Origin of the sequence: Serpentinimonas maccroryi (genome assembly GCF_000828915.1) — a bacterium.
GTDB lineage: Bacteria > Pseudomonadota > Gammaproteobacteria > Burkholderiales > Burkholderiaceae_C > Serpentinimonas > Serpentinimonas maccroryi.
Map to the genome: position 1 here is coordinate 1,922,532 of NZ_AP014569.1, position 22,196 is coordinate 1,944,727.

Genomic DNA, 22,196 nt, shown 5'->3' on the forward strand with positions numbered 1-22,196 from the left:
TGTGGTCAGCCGGGCGTTGGGCCGCTTTGTAGGGGGTGCGGCGCTTTCAGCGGGTCTCGTTGTACAGCTCGCGCCCAATCAGCATGCGCCGGATTTCGCTCGTGCCGGCACCGATCTCGTACAGCTTGGCGTCGCGCCACAGGCGGCCCAGCGGGTAGTCGTTGATGTAGCCGTTGCCGCCAAAGAGCTGGATGCCGTCGCCGGCCATTTTGGTGGCCTGTTCGGCGCACCACAAAATCACCGAGGCGCAGTCTTTGCGCACCTGGCGCACGTGCGCGGCGCCCAGTTGATCCAGGTTTTTGCCGATCTGGTAGCAAAAGGCGCGCCCGGCCTGCAGCACGGTGTACATGTCGGCCACCTTGCCCTGCACCAGCTGAAACTCGCCGATGCTCTGGCCAAACTGCTTGCGCTCGTGGATGTAGGGCACCACGTTGTCGAGCACCGCCTGCATGATGCCAATGGGGCCGGCGGCCAGCACGGCGCGCTCGTAGTCCAGGCCGCTCATCAGCACCTTGGCGCCTTGGTTCAGGCCGCCGAGGATGTTGTCGGCCGGCACCTCGACGTTGTTGAACACCAGCTCGCCGGTGTGGCTGCCGCGCATGCCCAGTTTGTCGAGCTTTTGCGCCACGCCAAAGCCCGGCATGCCTTTTTCGATCAGGAACGCGGTCACGCCGCGCGCGCCCAGCTCGGGCTCGGTCTTGGCATAGACCACCAGCGTGTCGGCGTCGGGGCCGTTGGTGATCCACATTTTGCTGCCGTTGAGCAGGTAGCAGCCGCCGCGCTCTTGGGCGCGCAGCTTCATGCCGATCACGTCGGAGCCGGCGCCGGTCTCGCTCATGGCCAGCGCGCCCACGTGCTCGCCGCTGATGAGCTTGGGCAGGTACTTGGCGCGCTGCGCTTCGCTGCCGTTGCGCTTGATCTGGTTCACGCACAGGTTGGAGTGCGCGCCGTAGCTCAGGCCCACGCTGGCGCTGGCGCGCGAGATTTCCTCCATGGCGATCATGTGCGCCAGGTAGCCCATGTTGGCGCCGCCGTATTCCTCGCCCACGGTGATGCCGAGCACGCCCAGCTCGCCCATCTTGCGCCACAAGTCCATGGGGAATTGGTCGCTGCGGTCGATCTCGGCGGCGCGCGGCGCGATTTCGGCTTGGGCGAAATCGCGCACCGCGTCGCGCAGGGCGTTGATGTCGTCGCCCAGCATGAAATCGAGGCCGGGCAGGTTGGGCGGTGCGCTCATGGTCGGTGTCTCCGTTTTTTTGAGGTTAGAGGTGGTGGGGGTGGCAGGGGTGGATCAATAGGTTTTGGGCACGGGCACGATGGTCTGCTGCATCAGCGCGCACGCGCTGCGCCGGCCGTCGGGCGCCACACGCACCACGTCGGCCGTGGTCACAATGATGCGCTTGCCGGCGCGCACCACTTTGCCTGTGGCTTGCAGCTCGCCGCCCTGAAAGGCCGCCAAGAAGTTGATTTTGTACTCGACCGTGGTCACCTCCATGCCCTCGGGGGCCACGGTCAGGGCGGCGTAGCCACCGGCGATGTCGGCCAGCGCGCCCATGGCGCCGCCATGAAAACCGCCTTGCTGCTGCACCACCCGCTCGGAGTAGGGCATGGCCAGCGTCACTTCGCCCGGCGCCACCGCCAGCAGGCGCACACCCAAGTGCTGCATCATGCCTTGGCGGGCAAGGCTGGTTTGCACGCGCTCGGTGAGCGCAGCAAGCTCGGCGGCGGTGGGTGCGTGCGGCATAGGGTCTCCTGTGTGGCCGGCCAGATCAGGGGCCAACTTTAATTTACGTTTACGTAAACGTCAATTATGGCCTCAAAAAACTCACGCCGGCAACACGCCCACGGCACCGGTTCAGCGCAGTACTCCCCCAAGCTCAGCCCCCCAGCTTGGCCAGCAGGGCCTTGGCTTCTTTTTCATGCACTTTCACCTCGTCTAGGTTGGCTTGCAGGTCGGCCAGTTGCTCTTCGAGCTGGCGCCGGTGCAACGCCAGCACCGCCAAAAACTTGCGCAGCTGCGGCCCGCTGTCGCGCGGGGTGTCGTACATGTCGATGATTTCTTTGGCTTGCGACAGGCTCAGGCCCAAGCGCTTGGCGCGCAGCACGAGCTTGAGCCGGGTGCGGTCGCGCGCGCTGTAGACGCGGTTGCGCCCGAGCGCGCCGCTGCGCTGCGGCTGCAGCAGCCCCATGTCTTCGTAGAAACGAATGGCGCGCGTGGTCAGGTCGAACTCGCGCGCCAAATCGCTGATGCTGTAGCTGGTTTTAACCATGTTGTGCGCCGTCAACACCCTTGTTTCTCAATGGGCTCATAATGCCGTAAGCGAAAATCTGATCACTGCCATTTGCCATGGAAGCGCCGCATCCCTTTGCCCCCTACGCCCCGGGTCCGCGTCATTCCGGCCCGGGATTTTTGGCCACCGCCATCAATGCCTCGCCTGTGGTGGCAATCACCTGGGTGGGAGCCGAAGGCTGTCCGGTCGCGTACGTGAGTGAAAACGTGAGCCAGTGGGGCTACCGCGCCACCGACTGGATGCGCCAGCACCTGCTCTACCTCGATCTGGTGCACCCACACGACTTGGACGCGCTCAACGCCGAGGTCGAAGCCAAGCGCCTGCAAGGCATCGAGAACTATGTGCAGCATTATCGCCTGCGCACCGCCGACGGGCGCTGGGTCTGGATCGAAGACCGCACCTGGATAGAGTACGACGCAGCCGGCACCATCACCTGGGCGCACGGGGTGCTGCTTGACATCAGCGCACGCAAACACCACGAGCAAATGGCCGAGCTGGAGCGCCAGACGCTGGAGCGGCTGCTGGGCCACACCGAGTTGCAGCCTTTGCTCGAGTTCATGGTGCATGGCTACCAAAGCCTGCTGCCCGAGCGCCTTTTTAGCGTGCTGCTGCTCGAACCCAAAAGCAACACCTTGCTCGACTGCGCCGGCCCCGATCTGCCGCCCCCCTACCGAGCCGCCATCAACGGCAGCCCCATAGGCCCGGCCGCGGGCTCGTGTGGTACGGCGGCGCACAGCGGCCAAACCGTGGTCGTGTCCGACATCGCCACCGACCCGCTGTGGGCCGATTACAAACACTTGGCCCTGGCGCACGGCTTGGCAGCCTGCTGGTCGGTGCCCATCAAGGGGGCACAGGGCAGGGTACTGGGCACTTTTGCCGTTTATGCGCGCCAAGTCGCCCCGCCCAACCCAGGCGAATTGGCGTTGCTCGAGCGCGGTGCCTACTTGGCCGGACTGGCGATCGAGCGCCACCAGTCGCTCGACACCTTGATCAAATTGCAGCAGGCGGTCGAGCAGAGCCCGTCTTCGATCGTGATCGCCAACTTAAATGCCGAAATCGAGTACGCCAACGCCGCATTTTTCCGCGCCACCGGCTACAGCCCAGAGGAAGTGCTGGGCAAAAACCCACGTTTCTTGCAGTCTGGCCAAACCCCGCCCTCGGTTTACCGGGAAATGTGGGAAGCGCTCACTGCTGGTCGCCCTTGGAACGGGGAGCTGATCAACCGGCGCAAAGACGGCAGCAGCTACACCGAAATGGCGCGCTTGGCCCCGATCGTGCAGCCCAACGGCCGCATCACGCACTACCTGGGCATCAAAGAAGACATCACCCAAAGCAAGCTGGTCGAGCAGCAAATCGAGCGCATGGCGTACTTTGATGCGCTCACCGGCCTAGCCAACCGGCTGCTGCTGCAGGATCGCTACCACCAGGCGGCGGTGGTGGCGCGGCGCCAAGACCAGCCCTTGGCGCTGATGTACATCGACATCGACAACTTCAAGCACATCAACGACATCTTGGGGCACCACGTGGGCGACCAGCTGCTGGTGCAGATGGCGCAGCGCCTGAGCACCCTGTTGCGCGCTGGCGACACGCTCTCGCGCCAGGGTGGCGACGAATTCGTGCTGATGCTGCCCGGCTGCGATGCGGCGTCGGCCCGCCTCGTGGCTGAGAAACTGACCGAACAAACGCGCCACAGCTTCACCCTCGGCGAGCACGAGGTGACGGCGACGCTCTCGATCGGGATTGCGCTCTTCATGCGCGACGGTGAAACGCTGGACGAACTGGCCCGTAGCGCCGACCTGGCGATGTACCAGGCCAAACAAGAGGGGCGCAGCACCTTTCGCTTTTACGCGCCCGAATTGCGTACCCAAAGCAGCCGCACGCTGCGCCTGCAAACCGATTTGCGGCTGGCGCTGGAGCGTGGGCAACTGGCGCTGGTCTATCAGCCCCAGGTGCGGCTCGGCGATGGCGCCTTGCTGGGCGTTGAGGCCCTGCTGCGCTGGCAGCACAGCGAGCTGGGCCCGATCTCGCCGGCCGAGTTCATTCCGCTGGCCGAAACCTCAGGCCTGATCCTGCCGATCGGTGAATGGGTGCTGCACCAGGCGCTGCAGCAGTTGCAGCGCTGGGACGCCGCCGGGTTGGGGCCGTTGACGATGGCCGTCAACCTGTCGGCGGTGCAGTTTCGCGACTCCAGGCTGGCCGAAGGGATTGGGAAGCTGTTGCGCGTAAGCGGTTTGGCGGCGCACCGACTGGAGATTGAGCTCACCGAAAGCTGCGCCATGATCAACCCGCAAGGCACCATCGCCACCATGGAGAGCTTGCGGCGGCTGCAAGTGCCGATTGCCATCGACGACTTTGGCACCGGCTACTCGTCGCTGAGCTACCTCAAGCGCTTCAAGGTGGCCAAACTCAAGATCGACCAAAGTTTTGTGCGCGACCTGCACGCCGACCCGGACGACCGCGCCATCGTGCGCGCCGTGATCGGGCTGGCCGACCACCTGGGTATGCGCACCGTGGCCGAAGGGGTGGAAACGGCCGAGCAACTGGCTTGGCTGCGCGAGCACGGCTGCGACCAGGCACAAGGCTATTTCTTCACCCGCCCGCTGCCTGCCGATGCCTTGCAAACTTGGGCGCAGCAGCGCAACTTGTGGGGAGCGCCTCCAGTGGGGCCGACCGGCGCCGGCTCGTGCAACCCTGTGTAGGGTCTCAATCGGGCCCGATGCGCACCCGCGCCAGCGCGCGCCGGCGCTCGAGCTGGTCGGGCAGCACGTCCTGCACCAGCCGCCAAAAAGCGGGGCTGTGGTTCATCTCGCGCAGGTGCGCCAGCTCATGCACCACCACGTAGTCGATCAGCGGCGCCTCGAGCTGGATCAGACGCCAGTGCAGGCGCAGGCTGCCGTCGGCCTTGGCGCTGCCCCAGCGGGTGCCGGCGTTGCTGAGCTTTAGGCTGCGCCAGCGCACCCCCAGCTGCGGGGCAAAGTGCTGCAGGCGCTGTACGTACAGCTCGTAGGCGCTGTGTTGCAGCCAGGTGTGCACGGCGCTGCGCACCCGTTCGGGCGCGCTGCCGGGGGCCAGCGCCAGCTGCAGGCCGGCGCTGCTCAGGCGCGCACTCCCCGGGGCCAAGCCCGCTGCCGGCTCCAGCAACAAGGGCCAGGGCTGGCCCAGGTAGGCCACGCTCGCCCCGGCGCGCCAGCGCGCGGCCAGTTGCGCCGCCTGCTGCTCGGGTGTGGGCGTGGCCGCTGCGGCCGAGTGCGCCTGCACCTGCTGCAGCTTGTCGAGTATCCAGCGCGCCTTGCTGAGCAAAAAACGCTCCACCTCGGCCTGCGCCAAGCGGCTGGGGGCGCGTACGGTCAGCCCTTGGGGCCCGATGCGCAAGCCCAGCGTCTTGCGTGCCGCGCGCTCGAAGTGGTAGCCCACGCGCTGCCCGTTGAGCAGGCATTCGCGGTTGGTGTCAGGGTGGCGCAACGGTGGCGCGTCCAACAAATCCAGTTGCGTGCTCACAGCGACAACGGGGGGCAAAAAAGGCGGGGGCTGTTTCAGGGCTGGCCGGCGTAGGCTTCGGGGTCGAGGCGGCGCATCTCGGCCTCGATCCAGTCTTGCACCTCGCGCATCAGCTCCTCGGGGTCACGCCCCACGCTGGGGATGGGTGGGCCGATGGACAGCTCGACCACACCGGGGCGCTTGATGAAGGCCTTGGCCGGCCAGCAGCGGCCGGAATTGACGGCGATTGGGATCACCGGCACCCCGGCCTGCACCGCCAGCCGCGCGCCACCGCTCTTGTACTGGCCCACCTCGCCGCGCGGGATGCGCGTGCCTTCGGGGAACATGATGACCCACGTGCCCTTGCCGAGCAGGCGCCGGCCTTGCTGCACCACCTTGGCAAAAGCCCGGTTGCGTTGTGCGCGGTCGATGTGGATCATGTCCATGCGCCCCATCGCCCAGCCGAAAAAGGGGATGCGCAGCAGCTCTTTTTTGAACACAAAGGCCAGCGGACGCGGCATCAGCGCCGGCAGGCTGAAGGTCTCCCAGACCGACTGGTGCTTGACCAGCAGCACCGCGGCGTCCTGCTCCCCAGTGGGCAGGTGCTCCCAGCCGGTGACGCGGTTTTTGATGCCCAAAATCCAGCCTCCGGCCCAGACCGAAGTCGCCAGCCAGGCCACGCACAGGCGGTAGGTTCGGGCGCCGCTGACCCAAGGTGCGGCCAGCACCACCACCAGCGCCCACGGCACCACCGTGATGGCCATAAAGAGCAAGTGCAGCAGCGAACGCAGGGCGTAAATGGCGGTCATGGATGGCCTGTTTTATCGGGGGCTATGGCCTTTGCCCGGGCCACGATGGCATCGGCAAAAGCGCTCAAATCGGGATGCACGTTCACGCCGGCGGGCAAACCGGGCGGCAGCGTGCCGTCGCGGTGCGCCGCAGACTGGCCGCTGAGCACCAGGTGCGCCTCGCAGCCGGCGGCCAGCGCCGCTTGGGCGTCGCGCACCGAATCGCCGACTGCCACCATCTGCGCCGCCGGCACGCCAAAGCGCTGGCTGATCTGCAGAAAGAGCCCCGGCGCCGGTTTGCGGCAGTCGCAGCCGTCTTCGGGCGCGTGCGGGCAGAAAAACACCGCTTCCACGCGACCCCCGGCCTGCGCCAGCGCCTTGTGCATGCGGGCGTGGATGTCGTTGAGGGTGGCGATGTCGAACAACCCACGGCCTAGGCCCGATTGGTTGGTCGCCACCACCACGCGCCAGCCGGCCTGGTTGAGCCGCGCCACCGCCTCGAGCGCTCCCGGCAAGGGTTGCCAGTCGTCGGGACTGCGCAGGTAGTCTTCGGGGTCGGGGTTCAGGGTGCCGTCGCGGTCGATGACGATCAGCTTGGAGTCGCGGGTGTGGGGCATGTGGTGCGGTGCGCTAGAGGCTTAGGCCAGACGCGCCAGCTCGGCCACGCGGTTCATGGCCCGGTGCAGGGTGCGCAGCAGCGCGAGCCGGTTGGCGCGCACGGCCGGGTCGTCGGCGTTGACCAGCACCGACTCGAAAAACGCATCCACCGGCCCATGCAGCGCCGCCAAGCCCAGCAAGTGGGCGCGGTAGTCGCCGGCCTCGAACTGGGCCTGGGTTTGCGGCAGCGTGGCTTGCAGCGCGGCGTACAGGGCTTGCTCGGCCGGCTCGGCCAGCAGCTGCGGCTGCACCGGGGCCGCGCCAGCGTCCGATGCAGAGGGCGCTGCGGGCGCGCCAGCGGCCGATTTCTTCAAGATGTTGCCGATGCGCTTGTTGGCCGCTGCCAGCGCCGCCACTTGCGGCAAGGCGGCAAAGGCGCGCACCGCCTCGAGCCGGCGCGGCACCTCGGCCAAGCACGTGGGGCGCAGCGCCAGCACCGCGTCCACCTCGTGCGCGCCGTAGCCCTGCTCGCGCAAGCTGCCGGCCAGGCGCTCAAACACGAACTCGGTCAGGGCGGCGCTGGGGTCGGTGATCAGGTCGCCAAACACCGGCCGCGCCAGCGCCAGCAGCTCGGCCCAGTCCAGCGGCAAATCGCGCTCGATCCACATGCGCAGCACGCCCAGCGCGTGGCGGCGCAAGGCGTAGGGGTCTTTGTCGCCGCTGGGCAGGCTGCCGATGCCAAACAGGCCCACCAGGGTTTCGAGCTTGTCGGCCAGCGCCACGCACAAGCCTACCGGGTTGCGCGGCAGCGCATCGCCGGCAAAGCGCGGCTTGTAGTGGTCTTCGATGGCCTCGGCCACCACCGGTTCGAGCCCGTCGTGCAAGGCGTAGGTGCGCCCCATGATGCCTTGCAGCTCGGGGAACTCGCCCACCATGTCGGTAAGTAAATCGGCCTTGGCCAGCAACGCCGCCTGCTCGACCTGGCGCTGCAGCGCCGCATCGCCCAGCCGCTGCGCGATGGCACCAGCGATGGCGCGCACGCGCTCCACGCGCTCGCCTTGGCTGCCGAGCCGGTTGTGATAGACCACCTTGGCCAGCCCCAGCAGGCGCGATTCGAGCGAGCGCTTGCGGTCCTGGTCGTAGAAAAAACGGGCGTCGGCCAAACGCGGGCGCACCACGCGCTCGTTGCCAGCGATCACCGCGCTCGGGTCGGCCGGGTTGATGTTGCTGACCACCAAAAACTGGTGGCTCAAGCGCCCCTGCGCATCGAGCAGCGGGAAGTACTTCTGGTTGGCCTTCATGGTCAGGATCAGGCACTCTTGCGGCACCTCGAGGAACTGGCGCTCAAAGGCGCACACCAGCACCGTGGGCCGCTCGACCAGCGCCGTGACTTCTTGCACCAGCGCGTCGTCCAGCAGGCGCTGCTCGATTTCCTCGGTGCTCAGGCCAGCGCAGCCCTGCTCGACCTCGAGCCGCGCGCCCAAAGAGGCCGCCGCCTGGCGCAGCTGGCGCACCATCTCGAGGCTGCGCTCGGCGTAGCTGGCGATCACCGCACCTTGGGTGCGCAGCGTGGCGGCGTAGCTGTCGGCATCGGGCAGCGGCAGCGGGTCCACCGCGGCCTCGAAGCGGTGGCCGCGCGTGCTGCGGCCGGCGCGCAGGCCCAGCGCGTGCACCGCCACCACCTCGGCGCCGTGCAGCGCCACCAAGCCATGCGCCGGGCGCACGAAGTGCACGCTGCTCCAGCCGGGCACAAAGGCCGCGCTGGCGCCGTCGCTGTTGCCGTGGCTTTCGGGCTGGTAGCTCATCACCTTGGGGATGGGCAGCCGGGCCAGGGCCTCGTCGAGCGCCTTTTGCAGCCCCACCGCCAAGCTCACGCCGGGCTGCACGCTATCCAAATACAAAGCCTCGGCCTTGCCATCGGCGGCGCGGCGCAGGCCGGGCACGGCTGTGGCGTCGGCCCCCAGCGCCGCCAGGCGCTTGAGCAGCGCTTGCGTGGGTGCGCCGCTGGCATCGAGCCCCACGCTCACCGGCATGAGCTTGTGCGCCACCGGCCGATCCGGCGCGCGCGCAGCCACGCCGCAGATGTGCGCGGCCAAGCGCCGCGGCGAGGCAAAGGAGGTGAGCCGCGCATCGGCTTCGGCCAAGCCTTGGGCTTGCAGCTGCTCGGCCAGCACGCCGGCAAAGGCTGCGCCCAGTTTTTTCAGCGCCTTGGGAGGCAGTTCTTCGACCAACAGTTCGACCAGGAGGTTGTGCTTGTGCATGAATCTTGTGCCTGTTGTTGTGCCCATCAGGCCGCTTGGGGTTCCATCTGCGCCACCCAAGGGCGCGGCGCCATGGGAAAGCCCAGCCGCTGCCGGCTCTCGAAGTAGCTTTGCGCCACGCTGCGCGCCAGGTTGCGGATGCGCCCGATGTAGGCCGCGCGCTCGGTCACGCTGATGGCGCCGCGCGCGTCGAGCAGGTTAAAGCTGTGCGCGCACTTGAGCACCTGCTCGTAGGCCGGCAGCGCGAGCTGGCTGCGGATCAGGTGCTGCGCCTGGCGCTCGTGGGCGGCAAAGGCGGCAAACAAAAACTCGGCGTCGGCGTGCTCAAAGTTGTAGGCGCTTTGCTCCTGCTCGTTTTGCAGATAGACGTCGCCGTAGCTCAGGCCCGGCGTCCAGACCAGGTCGTAGACGTTTTCCACGCCTTGCAGGTACATCGCCAAGCGCTCGAGGCCGTAGGTGATCTCGCCGGTGATCGGCCGGCAGTCGATGCCGCCCACTTGCTGGAAGTAGGTGAACTGCGTCACCTCCATGCCATTGAGCCAGACCTCCCAGCCCAAGCCCCAAGCACCCAGCGTCGGGTTTTCCCAGTCGTCTTCGACAAAGCGCACGTCGTTTTGCTTCAGGTCAAAGCCCAGCGCCTGCAGCGAGCCCAGGTAGAGCTCGAGGATGTTGGCCGGCGCCGGCTTGAGCACCACCTGATACTGGTAGTAGTGTTGCAGACGGTTCGGGTTCTGGCCGTAACGCCCGTCTTTGGGGCGCCGGCTCGGCTGCACATAGGCCGCTTTCCAGGGCTCGGGCCCCAGGGCGCGCAAAAAAGTGGCGGTGTGACTGGTGCCCGCGCCCACTTCCATGTCGTAGGGTTGCAGCAGCGCACAGCCTTGGGCCGCCCAGTAGCTTTGCAGTTGGAGGATGATTTGTTGGAACGTCATGGTGGCGGACTAGGGTGCCCAAGCGCTGCGCCGCAAAAGCGCGTGCAAAGCGCTGATTTTAGTGCCCCGGAGGCGCCTACGAAGCGCCCACTGAGCGCCACCCAAGCGCCAGCCAAGCGCCCGCAAAGCTCAGGTACGCCGCCAGCACAGCGCCAGCAGCGCCAGCGCCGCCAGCACCACCGGCCACAAGTCCCAGCGCGCGGCCCAGCGCGCAAACGGGGTCAGGCCGCTGCGGCCCTCGACCGTGACACCCAGCACACCGCGCGTCAGGCGCGGCAGCTCGGCCAGCACACGGCCCATGTGGTCGATGCCCACGGTGGAGCCGGTGTTGGTGGCGCGCACCATCGGGCGTTGCAACTCCAGGGCGCGCAGGCGGGCGATGTGGCGGTGCTGATCGATCGCCACGGTGTTGCCAAACCAGCCGATGTTGCTCACGTTGACCAGAACCGTGGGGGCCTGCCAGGGGCCGCGAAAGGCCGCTGCCAGTTCTTCGCCGAACAGGTCTTCGTAGCAGATGTTGGGCCCAAGGTGCTGGCCCGCCCACGCAAACGGCGCCTGCCCCAATGGGCCGGGGCGGTAGGCGCCCAGTGGGATCTGCATCATGTCGATGAACCACTGGAAAAACGGCGGCACGAACTCACCAAAGGGCACCAGGTGGTATTTGTCGTAGCGGTAGGGCTGCAGCGACGGCGTCCAGCCCAGCACCGAGTTGGTGTAGCCCTCGCGCCAGTTGCCGACCGGAATGCCGATCAGCACCGCCGACTGGCTGCGCTCGATGCGGCCCAAGAAGGCCTCCCACCAGAGCGGATCGATCTCTTGTGGCAGCAGCGGAATAGCGGTTTCAGGCAACACCACCAAGCCGGGCTTGCCGGCGGCGTCGAACCGGTCGAGCGCCAGCGCGGTCTGCTCTTTGTACCATTGCAGCGCAAAGGGGATACCGACCTTGGGCTCAAACTTTTTGTCCTGCGCCACATTGCCTTGCAGCAGTTGCACCTGCAGGGTGCCGGTGCTTGCGGTCAGGGTGGGCACACGCTGCGCCAGCCAGCTGCCCAAGTGGGGCCACAGCAGCAGCGGCAGCCACAGGGCCAGCAGCGGCAACAGCGGCGACGCCATGTGACCGTGGCTCAGGCCACGCCCCGAGGGCACCGTGACCGTCCGCTCCCAAGGCACAGCCGGGGCGCTGCGTTGCACCAAGGCAGCCACCGTGCCCGCCGCCAGCGCCGCCGCCAGCGCGCCCATGCCATAGACCCCCACCCAAGGGGCCAAGACGGCCAGCGAATCGACGTGGGCGTAACCGATCGCCCCCCAAGGAAACCCAGTCAGCAAGGTGCCGCGCGCCACCTCGGCCAGCGTCCACAAGGCCGCAAAAACCACGGCCTGCACCAGCGGCGCAGCCGCGCGCCAGCGCCAAAACAGAGCCCCAGCGGCAGCGTAGTACAAGGCCAGAAAGGCCGCCAGCAAAAACACCGCGCCCGCCGCCAGCGGCACCGCCATGCCACCGTAGGTGTTCATGGACACGAACAGCCACCAAAAGCTGCCGCACAGCCACGCCAGCGCAAACAGGCCGGTGCGCCACGCCGCCCGGCGCCGGCTGGGCGCGCGCACGATGGCCAGCACCAGCACGCACAGCGCCAGCCACTGCAGCAGCGGCGTCGGCTCGCCGGCGTGCAGGCCCCAGCCGGCCAGCGCCAGCGTCTGGAACGGCCACGCCAAGGCCAGCGCCTGCACCCAACCCGCCAGCAGCAGCGCCGCCGACCAGGCGCCGCGCATCAAGGCGCTCCCTCGAGGCGCGTGACCTTGAACCAGACCACCGTGCCGCCGCGGGTGTGCTGGGAGCGAAACAGCAAGCCGCCCAAGGCGTGGCTTTCGCCGCGCTTGGGCACGTGGCCGAGCTCGTGCGCCACCAGACCGCCGATGGTTTCAAAGCCATTGCGCGGCAGCTCGACGCCAAAGCGCTCGTTGAGGCGCTCGATCGGGGTGTCGCCATTGATGCGCCAGGAGCCGTCGGCCAGCGTGAAGATGTCGCCTTCGTCTTCTTCTACGTCGAACTCGTCTTCGATCTCGCCCACGATCTCTTCGAGCACGTCTTCGATGGTGATCAGTCCGGCGACGCGGCCAAATTCGTCGATCACGATCGCCAGGTGGTTGCGGTTGCCGCGAAACTCGCGCAGCAAATCGTTGAGGCCCTTGCTTTCGGGCACGAAGGTGGCCGGGCGCAGCAGGGCGCGCAGGTTGAGCTCCGGGGCGCGCTGCAGTTTGAGCAAATCCTTGGCCATGAGGATGCCGATGATCTGGTCGCGCTCGCCCTCAAAGACGGGAAAGCGCGAGTGGGCGGTGGAAATCACGGTGTTGAGCAACTCGTTGAAAGGCGCGTGGATGTCGAGCACGTCCATGCGCGGGGCTGCCACCATCACATCGCCCGCCGTCATGTCGGCGATGCGGATCACGCCTTCGAGCATGGCGCGCGACTCGGCGTTGATGATGGCGTTGTCCTCGGCCTCGGCCAAGGTCTCGATCAGTTCGTCCTTGGAGTCGGGGCCGGGGTTGAGAAATTCCACCAGCCGCTTAAAAAAACCGCGCTGGTCCACGTGCCGCAGCCGACGCTGCGGCGAACTACTGGGAGAGGGTTCGGACACAAGGGTGCCTGGTAGTTGATCAGCCCCTAGGATACAACAGCACGCTGACGCCCGAGACCACGACGCACCCAGCGGCGCAGTAGGTAGTGGGCGTTTTTGAGGGCATAGTCACCGCCCGCTAGGCGATCTTGCCACCACTCACTGGCGCTGGAGTGGAAATCGGCCGGGGGCAACAACAAGCGCGCCTCGCTCTCACTGCCCTCGCGCAGCACGCTCGCGCCAGCATTGCGGGCAATCGCCAGCATGGGGGCGTTTTCGCTCAGGGCGTGTATCACCAGCTGCGCTACGCCTTCGTTGCGGGCATGACGCACGGCGTGTGCAAACAGAACCGCCCCGTAACCGCGCCCTCGCACATGGGGAGCCACACTGACACCAAACTCGGCCGATTGTTCGCTGCGGCTGCGGACCGTGTAAGCCAGATGGGCCATAGCGATCAGCCGCATGCGCCAGTTAAAAATACCAAACACTTCGTCGCAGCCGAAGCGCAAACCCTCAACGTAGTGGCGGATGTGCACATCGCTGGCCGCATAACCAAAGCGCAGATAACGGTCGTGCTCGTCCAAGGCCAGCAGGTGGCGCAGAATCGCCGGCCGCTGCGCCGCCTCAAGGGTCGCAATCGGCGCCGCTGGGCGCGAAGCAGCACACACGCGTGGCCTTGCGCGGGGTGGGCTGAAGATTGGATCGGTGACTGACATGGCTCAACTATAAGGGTTTTCCCTGATTTTGTGCACTGAGCCCACGGATTGAGCCCCGCCACTGTTGCGGGCGCGACACCATCCAAGGGCTTGCCCTGATTCGGCTGTTGGCTCCAGCGCACACAATGCAACACCAATTTGCGCCCAGCTCGCCTCCTCACCTGCCGCTTGACCCATGGAAAAAATCTGGCTTCAGAGCTACCCTCCCGGCGTGCCGCACGCGATCGATGCGTCGCAGTACCGCTGCCTCAACGAGCTGTTCGAGGATTCGTTTCGCCAGCACGCCCAGCGCCCGGTCACGGTCTGCATGGAGCGCTGGATGAGCTACGCTCAGCTCGACCAGATGAGCCAGGCGCTGGGGGCTTACCTGCAATCGCTTGGCCTGACTGAAAACGCGCGCGTGGCCATCATGCTGCCCAACCTGCCGCAGTTTCCCATCACCATGGCCGGGGTGTTGCGCGCCGGCTACACCTGCGTCAACGTCAATCCGCTCTACACCGCGCGCGAGCTCGAGCACCAGCTGCGGGATTCTGGGGCCGAAGCGATCGTGATCCTGGAAAACTTCGCCCACGTGCTCGAGGAGGTGATCGACCGCACCCCGGTCAAGCACGTGGTCGTGGCCAGCATGGGCGAACTGTTGGGCTGGTGGTACGGGCGCTGGCTCACCTTTGCCGTGCGCCATCTGGCCAAAATGGTGCCCCGCTACCGCCTGCCGCTGGAAGGGCGCACCATCGTGCCCTTCAAGCAGGCGCTGCGAAGCGGCCGCAGCCTGCGCCTGCTGCGGCCCACGCTCACGCACGACTCGATCGCGTTTTTGCAATACACCGGCGGCACCACCGGGCTGTCCAAGGGCGCCATCCTGACGCACGGCAACGTGATCGCCGCCACCTTGCAGGCCGAGGCCTGGTTCACCCCGGCCCTGACCAAGCTCGGCGACGTCGGCCGCGCCAACCACATCATGGCGCTGCCGCTGTACCACATCTTTGCCCTCACCCTGATGCTGCTGGTGCTGCGCCACGGTTCGCACGCCACCCTGATCCCCAACCCGCGTGACATCGGCAAGTTCATCGAGGTGCTCAAGAGCCGTCCGTTTCACTTCCTGCCCGCCGTCAACACGCTGTTCAACGGCCTGCTCAACCACCCGCGCTTCAAGCAGGTCGATTGCTCGCACCTGGTGCTGTCGCAGGCTGGCGGCATGGCGGCCTTGGAAGCCACGGCGCGCCAGTGGAAAGCAGTCACCAAAAGCCCCATGATCGAAGGCTGGGGCATGAGTGAAACCTGCGCCATCGGCACCAACAACCCGGTCACCAGCACCGAATTCACCGGCAGCATCGGGCTGCCGCTGCCCAGCATCGACATCGCCATCAAGGACGACGAGGGCCGCGACCAGGCGCTGGGCAGCCCGGGCGAGATCTGCATCCGCGGCCCCAACGTGACGCCGGGCTACTACCAAAAGCCAGAAGAGAACGCCAAGGTGTTTACCACTGACGGCTTCATGCGCACCGGCGACGTCGGCATCATGGATGCGCGCGGCTTCATCCGCATCGTCGATCGCAAGAAGGACATGGTGATCGTTTCGGGCTTCAACGTCTATCCGGCCGAGCTCGACCAGGTGATCGCCCTGTGCCCGGGGGTGCTCGAATGCGCCTGCGTGGGTGTGCCCGACGAGCGCACCGGCGAGGCCATCAAGGCCTATGTGGTGCGCAGCGACCCGACCCTGACCGAAGAAGCGCTGCTGCGCTTTTGCCACGAGCAGCTCACCGGCTACAAGCGCCCCAAATACATCGAGTTCCGCGACGAACTGCCCAAGAGCAACGTGGGCAAGATCTTGCGCCGCGAACTGCGCCAGAAATGAGCCCCCAGCGACGCCTTGACCAGCGCTTTGTCCACCACCGCCCCAGCCGCCACCACCGCCCTGCCGCCGGGCGTGCGCGTGTTCGAGCGCGGCTGGCTCTCGTCCAACAACGTGCTGATCGACGGCCCCGAGGGCGCCACGCTGGTCGATAGCGGCTACGCCAGCCACGCCGCCCAGACCGTGGCGCTGGTCGAGCAGGCGCTGCAAGGCCGCCCGCTGCGCCGCCTGCTCAACACCCACTTGCACAGCGACCACTGCGGCGGCAACGCCGCCTTGCAGGCGCGCTTTGCCGGGGTGCAGACGTGGATCCCGCCCGGCCAAGCCGAAGCCGCCCGCGCTTGGGACGAAGCGGCCCTGAGCTTTCGTGCCACCGGTCAGCGCTGCCCGCGCTTTGCCTTTGATGCCCTGCTGCAACCCGGCCAAGCGCTGGCGCTGGGCGGGCACGCATGGCAGATCCACGCCGCGCCGGGGCACGACCCGCACGCGGTGCTGCTGTTCGAGCCGCAGCGGCGGCTGCTGATCAGCGGCGACGCGCTGTGGCCCAACGGCTTTGGCGTGGTGTTCCCGGAGCTTGACGGCGAGCCCGGCTTTGCCGAAGTGGCGGCCACGCTCGATGCCATCGAGGCCTTGCAGCCGCTGCTCGTGATTCCCGGCCACGGCGCCTTGATTGCCGGCGCGCCCGCCGTGGCGCTGGCGCTGGAGCGCGCGCGCAGCCGGCTGGCGCAGTTTGCCACCCAACCCGAGCGGCACCGCGAGTACGCGATCAAGGTGCTGCTCAAGTTCAGGCTGATCGAGTGGCAGAGCGCCGCACTGTCTGATTTTTTGGCTTGGGCCGAAGGCACGCCCTATCTGCAGCACTTGCACCGGCGCCACGGCGCGGGGCAGGGCTTGCGCCCGTGGGTGCAGCAGCGCATCGACGAGCTGGTGCGCAGCCAGGCGGCTAGGCTGGAACTCGGCCCCGACGGCCCTGTGCTGCTCGACGCCTGAACACGCAATGAAACGCAATGAAACGCGTCTTAACGCCTCAAACGCCCAGCATCAGGCGCAGGTTTTGCACCGCCGCGCCGCTGGCGCCTTTACCTAGGTTGTCGAGCCGCGCCACCAGCAGCGCTTGGCGCTGGGCCTCGTTGGCATACACAAACAGCTCGAGCGCATCGCTGCCGGCCAGCGCCACGGCGTCGAGCTTGGCGCTGGGGCTGGGCGTGCCCACGCGCACCCAGTCGCAGCCCGCATAGTGCGCGCGCAGCGCCTGCTCGAGGTCGGCGGCGCGCACTTGGCCCGGCAAGGCGTCGAGGTGCAGCGGCAGTTGCACCAGCATCCCTTGGGCAAAGTTGCCCACCGCCGGCACGAACAACGGCGCGCGCCGCAAGCCGCTGTGGGCCATGATCTCGGGCAGGTGCTTGTGCTGCAAGCCCAGCGCATAGAGCTCAAAAGCGGGCGCTTGGCCGGACTCGTAGGCTTCGATCATGGCGCGCCCGCCGCCGCTGTAGCCGCTCACGCTGGGCAGGCACAGCGCCGCATCGGGCGCAATCAAGCCGGCATCGAGCAGCGGCCGCAGCAGCGCGATGGCGCCGGTGGCGTAACAGCCCGGGTTGCTCACGCGCTCGGCGCGCCGGATCGCCTCGGCTTGGCCCGCGCACAGTTCGGCAAAGCCATAGACCCAACCCGGCGCCACCCGGTGCGCGCTCGAGGCGTCGATCACCCGTGGGGCGGCGCCGCCCTCGGCCTTGAGCGCGTCGAGCAGGGCCACCGAGGCACGCGCGTCGTCGTCGTGCAGGCACAAAATCACCAGATCGGCCTGCGCCATCAGCTCGCGCTTGGCGGCCGGGTCTTTGCGCTGCTCGGGGGCAATGCTCAGCAGCTGCACCGCCGACAGATTGGCCAAGCGCTGGCGGATTTGCAAACCGGTGGTGCCGGCCTCGCCGTCTATAAAAATGTGTGGCATGAGCGAATTAAAAAAAGAAGGTCAAACCAGGGACAAAGGAGGAACTTTAGGGGCACCAACCCGCCACGGCGTCAGTTTCGCATCAGGCTGGCGGCACAGGTGCATGATACAGTGTGGCTTTCGTGTGTCCTATGGCCTGTTGCACCGTAACCGTGGCCGATTTACATGCCCACGCTACCTTGCCCTCAGGGCGGACGTGTTGTGTTTGACTCTTACAGAGAGCGCTTTTCATGAAAATTCACGAGTATCAAGCCAAGGATATCTTGCGCCAATTCGGCATTCCGGTGCCGCGCGGCATCCCCGCTTTCACGGTGCAAGAAGCCGTGGAAGCGGCGCAAAAACTGGGCGGCCCGGTGTGGGTGGTCAAGGCCCAGATTCATGCCGGGGGCCGCGGCAAAGGCGGCGGTGTCAAGGTCGCCAAAAGTCTCGACGACCTCAAGGCCCGCGCCTCCGACATCTTGGGCATGCAACTGGTCACGCACCAAACCGGCCCAGGTGGCCAAAAAGTGCGCCGGCTCTACATCGAAGACGGCGCCGATATCCAAAAGGAATACTACCTCTCGCTCGTGACCGACCGCGGCACGCAAAAGGTGGCCTTCATCGCTTCCAGCGAAGGCGGCATGGACATCGAAGAAGTCGCCCACGCCACGCCCGAGAAAATCGTCAAGGTCTTTGTCGATCCGCTCGTTGGCCTCACGCCCGAGCAAGGCGCGCAACTGGCACAAGGCATCGGTATGCCGGCGGGTTCGCAGGCGCAGTTCGTCGAGATCTGCCAGAACCTGTACCGCTGCTACATGGAGACCGACGCCTCGCTGGTCGAGATCAACCCGCTCAACCGCAGCAGCAACGGCCAACTGATCGCGCTCGACGCCAAGTTCAACTTCGACGCCAACGCGCTCTTTAGGCACCCCGAGATCGTCGCCCTGCGCGACCTCGACGAAGAAGACCCGGCAGAAATCGAAGCCTCGAAGTTTGACTTGGCCTACATCAGCCTCGACGGCAACATCGGCTGCTTGGTCAACGGCGCCGGGCTGGCCATGTCCACCATGGACACGATCAAGCTCTTTGGTGCCGAGCCGGCCAACTTCCTCGACGTCGGCGGCGGCGCCACGCCCGAGAAGGTCACCGAGGCCTTCAAGATCATGCTCAAGAACGACCGCGTCAAGGCGATCTTGGTCAACATCTTTGGCGGCATCATGAAGTGCGACACCATCGCCACCGGCGTCATCACCGCCTGCCGCGCCGTGAACCTGAGCGTGCCGCTGGTGGTGCGCATGAAGGGCACCAACGAAGAACTGGGCAAGAAGATGCTGGCCGAATCGGGCCTGCCCATCATCAGCGCCGACACCATGGCCGAAGCCGCCCAAAAGGTGGTTGCTGCCGTCCAGGCCTGAGCGCCTCAACCATTGCAGCGCGCACAAGGAAACGCACCATGTCTATCCTGATCAACCAAGACACCAAGGTCATCACCCAAGGCATTACCGGCAAGACCGGTCAATTCCACACCGAAAAGTGCCAAGAATACGCCAACGGCAAGCAGTGCTTCGTCGCCGGCGTGAACCCCAAAAAAGCCGGCGAGCGCATCTTTAACATCCCCATCTACGCCAGCGTCAAAGAGGCCGCCGCCCAAACCGGCGCCACCGTGTCTGTGATCTACGTGCCGCCTGCCGGCGCCGCCGACGCCATCTGGGAAGCGGTCGAGGCCGACCTCGATCTGGCGATCTGCATCACCGAAGGCATTCCGGTGCGCGACATGCTCATGGTGCGCAACAAAATGAAGGCCAAAGTGGCCGCCGGCGGCAAAGAAACGCTGCTGCTGGGCCCCAACTGCCCAGGCCTGATCACGCCCGACGAAATCAAGATCGGCATCATGCCCGGTCACATCCACCGCAAGGGGCGCATCGGCGTCGTCAGCCGTTCGGGCACCCTGACCTACGAAGCGGTGGCGCAGCTGACCGAAATCGGCCTGGGCCAGAGCAGCGCCGTGGGCATCGGCGGCGACCCGATCAACGGCCTCAAGCACATCGACGTCATGCGCCTCTTTAACGACGACCCCGACACCGACGCCGTGATCATGATCGGCGAGATCGGCGGCCCCGATGAGGCCGAGGCGGCGCTGTGGTGCAAGCAGCACATGAAAAAGCCGGTGGTGGGCTTTATCGCCGGCGTCACCGCGCCCGCCGGCAAGCGCATGGGCCACGCCGGCGCGCTGATCGCGGGTGGCGCCGACACCGCCGACGCCAAGCTGGCGATCATGGAAGAATGCGGCTTCACCATCACGCGCAACCCCTCCGAAATGGCGCGCCTGCTCAAGCGCCTGCTCTGAGAGGCTGAGTTGGCGTAGCATGGGGGGTTGAAATGCCAGACGCAACCCCACCATGCCCACCCTGAGCATCCGCCTCGATGGCGCTGCGCCCTTGCTGGTGCGGCTCGAGCGGCCCCGCACCACGCTGGGCCGCCGCCCCTACAACGACATCGTCGTCGATAGCCTCGCCGTGAGCGGCGAGCACGCGGTGTTCGTTCTGCACCCCGACGGCGTCGAACTGATCGACCTGCACAGCACCAACGGCACCTACGTCAACGGCCACGCCATCAACAGCGTGCGCTTGGGGCCCGAAGACCTGATCGAAATCGGCCGCTGCCAGATGCGCCTAGGGTGTGAAGACTTGGCGGCGGTGGCACCCAAGCCTGGTTCTGAGGCGGCTGCGGTGGTGGCGGCGCCCGCACCAGCCCAGCGGGCGCGCTTGCGCGTGCTAAGCGGCCCTGCAGCGGGCAAAGAAATGGCGCTCGAAAAACCCACCACCACCTTGGGCAAACCGGGGCTGGCGGTGGCCGCCATCACCCGTCTGCCCGATTCGAGCTTTGCCCTCACCTGGGTGGATGGCGCGCCCGCCGTGCTCAACGGCCACACGCTGGGCCAGCGGCAGGCCAAGGCGCTGACGCACCACGACCGCCTGTGCATCGCCGGCATCGAGATGGAGTTCTTGCTCGATTGAGTGGTGTTGGACTAACCCAGCCCCAACGGCCGGGCCGCCTGCAGCAGCGCGCGCGTGCGCTCGGCCTCGCGTCGCGCGGCCACGGCAAAATCGTCGCCGGCGCTGGCGTACAGAATGGCGCGCGATGAGTTGACGGCGATCAGCGCTTGGCTGCGGCTGGCGTCGCCGCGCCAGCCAGCACGCACCGTGGCGGCGGCGTCGCCGCCCTGCGCGCCCACACCGGGAATGAGCAGCGGCAGCGTCGGCGCCAAGGCACGCACGCGCTCGATCTCTTGCGGGTAGGTGGCGCCCACCACCAGCCCGAGCTGCCCGCTGAGGTTCCATGGCCCCTGCGCCAAACTAGCGATGTGTTCGTACAACAGCGGCTTCCCGGGCAGATCGGCCAAGCGCTGGTTTTGCAGCTCGTCGCCGCCGGGGTTGCTGGTGCGGCAGAGCAAAAACACGCCCTTGCCGGGGTAGTGCAGGTAGGGCTGAATGGAGTCGAAGCCCATGAAGGGCGACAGCGTCACGGCGTCGGCGCCGTAGCGCTCGAAGGCTTCGCGTGCGTACTGCTCGGCGGTGCTGCCGATGTCGCCGCGTTTGGCGTCGAGGATGATGGGCACGTGCGGCGCCGCCACGCGGATGTGCGCCAGCAGGTGTTCGAGCTGGTCTTCGGCGCGGTGCGCGGCAAAGTAGGCGATCTGCGGCTTGAAGGCCAGCGCTAGGTCGGCGGTGGCATCAACGATGGCGGCGCAAAAGTCGTAAATGCGCGCCGGGTCGCCGCGCCAAGCGTGCGGAAAGCGCGCCGGGTCGGGGTCTAGGCCCACGCACAGCAGCGACTGGTGGCGGCGCTCGGCCGCATGCAGCATCTCGACGAAGTTCATGCCTGCGATTGTAGGCGCGCCGCTTGGCGTGCAGGCGCGATTGCCGTCGTGCACCCTAGCGCGCCGTGCTACGCTACACGCCTATGTGCCAACTGCTCGGACTCAACTGCGCCACCCCGACCGACGCCCAATTCAGCTTCAGCGGCCTGCAGCGCCGCGGCGGCGCCACCGACCACCACGGCGACGGTTGGGGCATCGCCTTTTTCGAGGGCAAGGGGCTGCGCCTGTTTGTGGATTGCGAAAGCGCCGCGCACTCGCCCATGGCCAATTTTTTGCGCCAGTACCCGCTCAAGAGCACGCACATCATCGCCCACGTGCGCAAAGCCACCGAAGGCGCGGTGCGGCTGGAAAACACGCACCCTTTTTGCCGCGTGCTCTGGGGCCGGCACTGGGTGTTTGCGCACAACGGCGACCTGAAGGACTACCGCCCGCACCTGCACAGCCACTTTCACCCCGTGGGCGACACCGACAGCGAGCGCGCTTTTTGCTGGCTGCTGCAAGAGCTGGCCAAATCCCACGCCAGCCTGCCCAGCGTGCCCGAGCTCACGCTCACGCTGCGCGAGCTGCTGCCCCAGGTGCGGCGCCACGGCAGCTTCAACTTTTTGCTCTCCAACGGCCAGGCGCTGTGGGCGCACTGCAGCACGCAGCTGCACTACCTGGTGCGCCAGCACCCCTTCGCCCACGCCACCCTGATGGACGAGGACTGGACCGTGAACTTTGCCGAAGTCAACCAGCCCGGCGACCGCGCCGCCGTGGTCGTGACCACGCCGCTGACGCGCGACGAACGCTGGACCGCGTTTGCCGCCGGCGAGCTCAAGGTGTTTGTCGATGGCTTGCCGCTGGACGGGGTCTGAACCGCAGTA

At 66.7% G+C, this 22,196-nt stretch carries 20 protein-coding genes; 7 read left to right on the top strand and 13 right to left on the bottom strand.

Going from position 1 to position 22,196, the window contains the following annotated elements; translation table 11 throughout:
* Window positions 1-46: 46 nt before the first annotated feature.
* The 3 genes from SMCB_RS08875 to SMCB_RS08885 form a co-directional block, all read right to left on the bottom strand.
* Window positions 47-1,237 (bottom strand): isovaleryl-CoA dehydrogenase, encoded by a 1,191-nt coding sequence (locus tag SMCB_RS08875; protein WP_045536396.1) that lies wholly within the window; start codon window positions 1,235-1,237, stop codon window positions 47-49.
* A gap of 54 nt (window positions 1,238-1,291) precedes the next feature.
* A complete protein-coding gene (locus SMCB_RS08880; RefSeq protein ID WP_045536397.1) occupies window positions 1,292-1,744 on the bottom strand; it encodes a PaaI family thioesterase in 453 nt (150 codons plus the stop codon).
* A gap of 133 nt (window positions 1,745-1,877) precedes the next feature.
* On the bottom strand, window positions 1,878-2,270 hold the full coding sequence (locus SMCB_RS08885) for a MerR family transcriptional regulator (RefSeq protein ID WP_034109661.1): 393 nt from the start codon (window positions 2,268-2,270) through the stop codon (window positions 1,878-1,880).
* Window positions 2,271-2,347: 77 nt separating this feature from the next.
* Between SMCB_RS08885 and SMCB_RS08890 the strand changes: the two genes are divergently transcribed.
* Window positions 2,348-4,990, top strand: a complete 2,643-nt coding sequence (locus SMCB_RS08890; protein ID WP_052468481.1) for a putative bifunctional diguanylate cyclase/phosphodiesterase — start codon at window positions 2,348-2,350, stop codon at window positions 4,988-4,990.
* A gap of 4 nt (window positions 4,991-4,994) precedes the next feature.
* Here SMCB_RS08890 and SMCB_RS08895 read toward each other — a convergent pair whose 3' ends face one another.
* The 8 genes from SMCB_RS08895 to SMCB_RS08930 form a co-directional block, all read right to left on the bottom strand.
* Window positions 4,995-5,789, bottom strand: a complete 795-nt coding sequence (locus tag SMCB_RS08895; protein WP_052468482.1) for a M48 family metallopeptidase — start codon at window positions 5,787-5,789, stop codon at window positions 4,995-4,997.
* Between the two features lie 35 nt (window positions 5,790-5,824).
* Entirely contained in the window at window positions 5,825-6,577 is a 753-nt protein-coding gene (locus tag SMCB_RS08900; RefSeq protein WP_045536399.1) for a lysophospholipid acyltransferase family protein, read from the bottom strand.
* On the bottom strand, window positions 6,574-7,173 hold the full coding sequence (gene gmhB / locus SMCB_RS08905; protein WP_045536401.1) for a D-glycero-beta-D-manno-heptose 1,7-bisphosphate 7-phosphatase: 600 nt from the start codon (window positions 7,171-7,173) through the stop codon (window positions 6,574-6,576). Before gmhB ends, SMCB_RS08900 begins: the two co-directional genes overlap by 4 nt.
* Window positions 7,174-7,194: 21 nt before the next feature.
* Window positions 7,195-9,414 carry a glycine--tRNA ligase subunit beta gene (glyS, locus tag SMCB_RS08910; RefSeq protein ID WP_045536403.1) on the bottom strand — a complete coding sequence of 740 codons (2,220 nt, stop codon included), beginning with the start codon at window positions 9,412-9,414 and terminating at the stop codon, window positions 7,195-7,197.
* 26 nt (window positions 9,415-9,440) lie between these two features.
* Complete coding sequence (gene glyQ, locus SMCB_RS08915; RefSeq protein WP_045536405.1) at window positions 9,441-10,343, bottom strand: glycine--tRNA ligase subunit alpha; 903 nt, start codon at window positions 10,341-10,343, stop codon at window positions 9,441-9,443.
* 129 nt (window positions 10,344-10,472) lie between these two features.
* Complete coding sequence (lnt, locus tag SMCB_RS08920; RefSeq protein ID WP_045536407.1) at window positions 10,473-12,113, bottom strand: apolipoprotein N-acyltransferase; 1,641 nt, start codon at window positions 12,111-12,113, stop codon at window positions 10,473-10,475.
* The gene (locus tag SMCB_RS08925; RefSeq protein WP_045536409.1) at window positions 12,113-12,979 is read right to left on the bottom strand and encodes an HlyC/CorC family transporter; all 867 of its coding nucleotides are present in this window, start codon (window positions 12,977-12,979) and stop codon (window positions 12,113-12,115) included. Before SMCB_RS08925 ends, lnt begins: the two co-directional genes overlap by 1 nt.
* A gap of 26 nt (window positions 12,980-13,005) precedes the next feature.
* The gene (locus SMCB_RS08930; RefSeq protein WP_338056271.1) at window positions 13,006-13,542 is read right to left on the bottom strand and encodes a GNAT family N-acetyltransferase; all 537 of its coding nucleotides are present in this window, start codon (window positions 13,540-13,542) and stop codon (window positions 13,006-13,008) included.
* Window positions 13,543-13,849: 307 nt separating this feature from the next.
* Between SMCB_RS08930 and SMCB_RS08935 the strand changes: the two genes are divergently transcribed.
* Both SMCB_RS08935 and SMCB_RS08940 read left to right on the top strand, forming a co-directional pair.
* A complete protein-coding gene (locus SMCB_RS08935; protein WP_045536412.1) occupies window positions 13,850-15,529 on the top strand; it encodes an AMP-binding protein in 1,680 nt (559 codons plus the stop codon).
* Between the two features lie 15 nt (window positions 15,530-15,544).
* Window positions 15,545-16,516, top strand: a complete 972-nt coding sequence (locus SMCB_RS08940; RefSeq protein ID WP_231851190.1) for an MBL fold metallo-hydrolase — start codon at window positions 15,545-15,547, stop codon at window positions 16,514-16,516.
* Window positions 16,517-16,553: 37 nt separating this feature from the next.
* Here the strand turns inward: SMCB_RS08940 and argC are convergent, their stop codons facing one another.
* A complete protein-coding gene (gene argC / locus SMCB_RS08945; protein WP_045536414.1) occupies window positions 16,554-17,474 on the bottom strand; it encodes an N-acetyl-gamma-glutamyl-phosphate reductase in 921 nt (306 codons plus the stop codon).
* 230 nt (window positions 17,475-17,704) lie between these two features.
* Between argC and sucC the strand changes: the two genes are divergently transcribed.
* From sucC to SMCB_RS08960, 3 genes are read left to right on the top strand one after another with little or no spacing between them, the layout of a single operon-like run.
* Window positions 17,705-18,868, top strand: a complete 1,164-nt coding sequence (gene sucC, locus SMCB_RS08950) for an ADP-forming succinate--CoA ligase subunit beta (protein WP_045536415.1) — start codon at window positions 17,705-17,707, stop codon at window positions 18,866-18,868.
* Window positions 18,869-18,906: 38 nt separating this feature from the next.
* Window positions 18,907-19,800 (top strand): succinate--CoA ligase subunit alpha, encoded by an 894-nt coding sequence (sucD, locus tag SMCB_RS08955; RefSeq protein ID WP_045536416.1) that lies wholly within the window; start codon window positions 18,907-18,909, stop codon window positions 19,798-19,800.
* A gap of 52 nt (window positions 19,801-19,852) precedes the next feature.
* A complete protein-coding gene (locus SMCB_RS08960; RefSeq protein WP_045536417.1) occupies window positions 19,853-20,470 on the top strand; it encodes an FHA domain-containing protein in 618 nt (205 codons plus the stop codon).
* Window positions 20,471-20,481: 11 nt separating this feature from the next.
* Here SMCB_RS08960 and pyrF read toward each other — a convergent pair whose 3' ends face one another.
* Window positions 20,482-21,333 carry an orotidine-5'-phosphate decarboxylase gene (gene pyrF / locus SMCB_RS08965; protein ID WP_045536419.1) on the bottom strand — a complete coding sequence of 284 codons (852 nt, stop codon included), beginning with the start codon at window positions 21,331-21,333 and terminating at the stop codon, window positions 20,482-20,484.
* Between the two features lie 83 nt (window positions 21,334-21,416).
* Here pyrF and SMCB_RS08970 point away from each other — a divergent pair, with 83 nt between their 5' ends.
* Window positions 21,417-22,187, top strand: coding sequence for a class II glutamine amidotransferase (locus SMCB_RS08970; protein ID WP_045536421.1), 771 nt, complete (start codon window positions 21,417-21,419; stop codon window positions 22,185-22,187).
* The last annotated feature ends 9 nt before the right edge of the window (window positions 22,188-22,196 follow it).